The sequence below is a fragment of the Mesorhizobium sp. M7D.F.Ca.US.004.03.1.1 genome (genome assembly GCF_003998635.1).
Taxonomy (GTDB): Bacteria; Pseudomonadota; Alphaproteobacteria; order Rhizobiales; family Rhizobiaceae; genus Mesorhizobium; species Mesorhizobium loti.
The window spans coordinates 1-1876 of the sequence record NZ_RZQG01001065.1 but is presented as its reverse complement, the minus strand read 5'-3'; the positions used below and the strand labels follow the sequence as shown (position 1 = coordinate 1876).

The window sequence follows — 1876 nt, the reverse complement described above, 5'->3', positions numbered from 1 at the left end:
GAAGGGCGCCGGGTTCTTTGCCGTCAAGCAGCGGCAGTTCGACGCCTGGACCAACGACAAAGGCAAGCCGGGCTATGGCGACGGGTTGTGGTTCATCCCCGGCGGCGGCAAGTTGTGCTGGCGCGCACAATGGCACGGTTCCTGGGGCGTGAAGGGCTCGATGACCTGCTTCGAGCATCGCCAGGCTGGCAAGGTGATCTACCAGCGCAAGGCTCCGGATGGCGACTGGTACGTTTTCGAGAGATTGAAATACGGCGACTACGTCACCAGGAAACAGAACCGGGTCAAGGCAAAGCTGTAGACTGTGTCTGCGACAGGCGGCTGGCCTAAAGCGTGTCGCGTCTGAGCGGTTTCAGGCGACCCGCTTTAGGTTTTGTTTTTGCGCATCTCGTTCCCCAAAACGAAGTCACTTTTGGGCGACATGCACTAGGCCTTGCGCTCCCAGCGGCGGTCTGGCGTCTGCTGCCAGTAGGTGACGGCATGGCCGGCGTCCTTCATCACCTTCCAATGCCCCCGCGCCGCCTCGACCTGCGCGGCGTCGTGGCCGTCGAACAGGAAGACGGCACGCTCGTAGCCACCAAGATCAGGCGGCACAGCGCCGTCAACGAGGAACCTTATCTTGGCCTGGTTGGGATTGCCGTCACCGGTGGTCAACAGGATCGGCTGTTCACCGGGATAAGCCTCACGGTCGGTGGCGTGCGCGAGGAACGAATCGTCGCGGAAGGTCCAAAGATGCTGGTCGAGCGCATCGCGGCGTTCCTCGGTGCCGGTCTGCACCACGGCGCGCCAGCCACGGTCGACGCTGCGCTCCAGGAGGCCTGGCAGCGCATCCTCCAGCGTCGATTCGGTCAGGTGGTAGAACAGGACGTCGGCCATCGCTTCAGTCTATAGTGCCATCGCTTCAGTCTATAGTGATTGAATCCGCTCATTGCTCATAATTGTCGCGCACCAGCCGGTCGAGCAGCCTGACGCCGAAACCCGAACCCCAGGATTGGTTGATCTCGTTCGACGGCGAGCCCATCGCGGTGCCGGCAATGTCGAGATGCGCCCAAGGCGTGTCCTTGACGAAGCGCTGCAGGAATTGCGCGGCGATAATGGCGCCGCCATAGCGGCCGCCGATGTTCTTCATGTCGGCATTCTTGGAATCGATCAGCTTGTCGTATTCGGCGCCGAGCGGCATGCGCCACAGCCGCTCCTGCGTTGCCTGCCCCGCCGCCGTCAGCTTTTCGGACAGTTCGTCATTGTTGGAAAACAGGCCGGCATAGTGCTGGCCGAGCGCGACCATGACGGCGCCGGTCAGCGTTGCCAGATTGACCATGAATTTCGGCTGGAAGCGGTCGTTGCAGTACCACAGCGCATCGGCCAGCACGAGGCGGCCTTCCGCATCGGTGTTGAGCACCTCGATGGTCTGGCCCGACATCGAGGTGACGATGTCGCCGGGGCGCTGAGCGTGGCCGTCGACGGCGTTTTCGACCAGGCCGATGACGCCGACGACATTGGCTTTCGCCTTGCGCGCAGCCAGCGCATGCATCAGGCCGGTGACCGCGGCCGCACCACCCATGTCGCCCTTCATGTCCTCCATGCCCGAGGCCGGCTTTATCGAATTGCCGCCGGTGTCAAAGGTGACGCCCTTGCCGACGAAGGCAACCGGGCTGTCCTTTGGCTTGCCGCCGTTCCACTGCATGATCGCCATGCGGGCGCCGCGCGGCGAGCCTTGCGCGACACCGAGCAGCGAGCCCATGCCGAGCTTCTTCATCTCCTTCTCGGCGAGGATCTCGACCTTGACGCCGAGCGCCTCGAGTTCCTTGGCGCGGGCGGCGAACTCGACCGGCCCGAGCACGTTTGGCGGTTCATTGACGAGGTCGCGCGCCAGAAG

At 63.4% G+C, this 1876-nt stretch carries 3 protein-coding genes; 1 reads left to right on the top strand and 2 read right to left on the bottom strand.

What is annotated here, in order from left to right:
• A partial coding sequence (locus EN935_RS33895; protein ID WP_127374118.1) for a DUF995 domain-containing protein occupies positions 1 to 301 on the top strand: 301 nt, incomplete at its 5' end.
• Between the two features lie 125 nt (positions 302 to 426).
• Here EN935_RS33895 and EN935_RS33890 read toward each other — a convergent pair.
• Positions 427 to 876, bottom strand: a complete 450-nt coding sequence (locus EN935_RS33890) for a DNA polymerase III subunit chi (protein ID WP_109662848.1) — start codon at positions 874 to 876, stop codon at positions 427 to 429.
• Positions 877 to 925: 49 nt separating this feature from the next.
• Positions 926 to 1876, bottom strand: a 951-nt coding sequence (locus EN935_RS33885; protein ID WP_127374117.1) for a leucyl aminopeptidase, incomplete at its 5' end; no start/stop codon positions are given.